This is a genomic window from Clostridium sulfidigenes (assembly GCF_000732635.1).
GTDB classification, from domain to species: Bacteria; Bacillota; Clostridia; order Clostridiales; family Clostridiaceae; genus Clostridium_J; species Clostridium_J sulfidigenes.
Window position 1 is genome coordinate 1 of sequence record NZ_JPMD01000079.1, and the last position, 2481, is coordinate 2481.

A 2481-nucleotide genomic window follows, 5' to 3' on the forward strand; every position below is an offset into this window, starting at 1 on the left:
TGGTACTCTGGATCAGAACTTTCACTCATTTCTTTTTGTCTACAGGCCTATTACCTTCTGCGGAGCAGCTTTCCAGCTGTCTTCGACTAAAAAATTTGTGCATTTATGTTCTGTCCTCAACCCCTAAGCCAAAGGCTTAGGTTTGGGCTCTTTCCATTTCGCTCGCCGCTACTTTGGAAATCGATGTTTCTTTCTCTTCCTCCGGGTACTTAGATGTTTCAGTTCCCCGGGTTTACCTCCATACACCTATTTATTCAGTGCATAGTACATAGTGTTAACTATGTAGGTTTCCCCATTCGGAAATCTCTGGATCACTGGCTATTTGCGCCTACCCAAAGCTTATCGCAGCTTATCGCGTCCTTCTTCGGCTCCTAGTGCCAAGGCATTCACCATGCGCCCTTTGTAGCTTGACCTATTCATTTACTAATCTTAAGCGATTAAGATTAGATTTTCATTCTACAAAGAATTCAAATTAAAATTCTTGACGAAATTGTTTTATCTTTAAATTTAAAGGTTTAACAATATATCTTCACTGTGTAATTTTCAAAGAACATTCAATTTTATTATAAACTTCGAAATTCTGCGTCAACTTCCTCACTCTGGTACTCATTTACCTTAGTAAACTCCGTTCCTCGTTCAGTCGTTTTCTTGACTTTCTCGTTTCTAATAAAATTATTAAGTTTGAGAGTTAATGAACTAATCATTTGGTCTCTCAAAATTAAACAGAGTTAAAGTACCAGTTTGTCATGAAGGATTAACTTCATGTCGACTCCCTAGAAAGGAGGTGATCCAGCCGCAGGTTCTCCTACGGCTACCTTGTTACGACTTCACCCCAATCACTAATCCCACCTTCGGCCGCTGGCTCCTTACGGTTACCTCACGGACTTCGGGTGTTACCAGCTCTCATGGTGTGACGGGCGGTGTGTACAAGGCCCGGGAACGTATTCACCGCGACATGCTGATTCGCGATTACTAGCAACTCCGGCTTCATGTAGTCGAGTTTCAGACTACAATCCGAACTGGGATGAATTTTATAGTTTGGCTCCACCTCGCGGTATTGCATCTATTTGTATTCACCATTGTAGCACGTGTGTAGCCCTAGACATAAGGGGCATGATGATTTGACGTCATCCCCACCTTCCTCCACGTTAACCGTGGCAGTCTCACTAGAGTGCTCAACTTAATGGTAGCAACTAATGATAAGGGTTGCGCTCGTTGCGGGACTTAACCCAACATCTCACGACACGAGCTGACGACAACCATGCACCACCTGTCTTCCTGCCCCGAAGGGCTTCCCCGATTAAGGGTAATTCAGGAGATGTCAAGTCTAGGTAAGGTTCTTCGCGTTGCTTCGAATTAAACCACATGCTCCGCTGCTTGTGCGGGCCCCCGTCAATTCCTTTGAGTTTTAATCTTGCGATCGTACTCCCCAGGCGGAATACTTATTGTGTTAACTGCGGCACAGAAGGAGTCGATACCTCCTACACCTAGTATTCATCGTTTACGGCGTGGACTACCAGGGTATCTAATCCTGTTTGCTCCCCACGCTTTCATGCCTCAGCGTCAGTTACAGTCCAGAAAGCCGCCTTCGCCACTGGTGTTCTTCCTAATCTCTACGCATTTCACCGCTACACTAGGAATTCCGCTTTCCTCTCCTGCACTCTAGATATCCAGTTTGAAATGCAGCACCCAAGTTGAGCTCGGGTATTTCACATCTCACTTAAACATCCGCCTACGCATCCTTTACGCCCAGTAAATCCGGACAACGCTTGCCACCTACGTATTACCGCGGCTGCTGGCACGTAGTTAGCCGTGGCTTCCTCCTCTGGTACCGTCATTATCGTCCCAGAAAACAGAACTTTACAACCCTAAGGCCTTCTTCATTCACGCGGCGTTGCTGCGTCAGGGTTTCCCCCATTGCGCAATATTCCCCACTGCTGCCTCCCGTAGGAGTCTGGACCGTGTCTCAGTTCCAATGTGGCCGATCACCCTCTCAGGTCGGCTACGCATCGTCGCCTTGGTGGGCCGTTACCTCACCAACTAGCTAATGCGCCGCGGGTCCATCTTATAGCGGATTACTCCTTTGATGTTTCTACCATGCGATAAAAACATTTCATGCGGTATTAATCTTCCTTTCGGAAGGCTATCCCCCTCTATAAGGCAGGTTACCCACGTGTTACTCACCCGTCCGCCGCTAATCCACCCCGAAGGGCTTCATCGCTCGACTTGCATGTGTTAGGCACGCCGCCAGCGTTCGTCCTGAGCCAGGATCAAACTCTCAATTTAAAAAGTTTGAGCTATGCTCTTTTTTTCGCTGACTTGTTAAGTCATTTATTTGATAGATTTCTCTATCGGAATTAACTGGTTTTACCTTTTGCTCAAATTCAATTCTTAAGTTATTGGTAACTTCATATCCTACAAAAACTCTCCTATAATTTCCATTTGCATCAGAAATATTTTCATACTTAGTGTCAACTCTAA

2 rRNA genes and 1 pseudogene are annotated in these 2481 nt (G+C 45.7%); all 3 read right to left on the bottom strand.

Annotated elements, in window-relative coordinates:
- A 23S ribosomal RNA gene (locus IO99_RS18000) occupies positions 1–413 on the bottom strand; the annotation flags it as partial.
- 364 nt (positions 414–777) lie between these two features.
- Positions 778–2286, bottom strand: a 16S ribosomal RNA gene (locus IO99_RS18005).
- Positions 2279–2481 (bottom strand): annotated as a pseudogene (locus tag IO99_RS19380) (hypothetical protein); the annotation flags it as partial. The pseudogene IO99_RS19380 and the gene IO99_RS18005, both read right to left, overlap by 8 nt.